The sequence below is a fragment of the Pantoea sp. SIMBA_079 genome (assembly GCF_046940275.1).
In the GTDB taxonomy this organism is placed as follows: Bacteria; Pseudomonadota; Gammaproteobacteria; order Enterobacterales; family Enterobacteriaceae; genus Pantoea; species Pantoea borealis.
This window is the reverse complement of the sequence record NZ_JAWRYR010000561.1, coordinates 1-257: the sequence shown is the minus strand read 5'-3', so window position 1 is coordinate 257 and position 257 is coordinate 1. Positions and strand designations below refer to the sequence as shown.

Below are 257 nucleotides of genomic sequence, written 5' to 3'. Positions count from 1 at the left end.
GAGAAACCTTCTACCGAGGTTTCCAGGAGACCAAATGCAAACCGTTTTAGGCGCAACTGGCCAGATAGCCATAGAGCTGGCACGGGAACTGAACCGGATATTTACCGAAGATATCAGGCTGGTCAGCCGTAATCCGCGCAAAGTCAGCGACTCTGACACGCTGATTGCGGCGGACCTGCTAGACGCCAGCCAGGCGGCCAAGGCCGTAAAGGGTAGCAGCATCGTTTATTTCACGGCCGGACTCCCGCCAGATACAC

The 257-nt window shown here is 56.0% G+C and carries 1 protein-coding gene; it reads left to right on the top strand.

The annotated features are described in order from the left end of the window. Positions 1-34 precede the first annotated feature (34 nt). Positions 35-257, top strand: a 223-nt coding sequence (locus SB719_RS21195) for an NAD(P)H-binding protein (RefSeq protein WP_412159893.1), incomplete at its 3' end; no start/stop codon positions are given.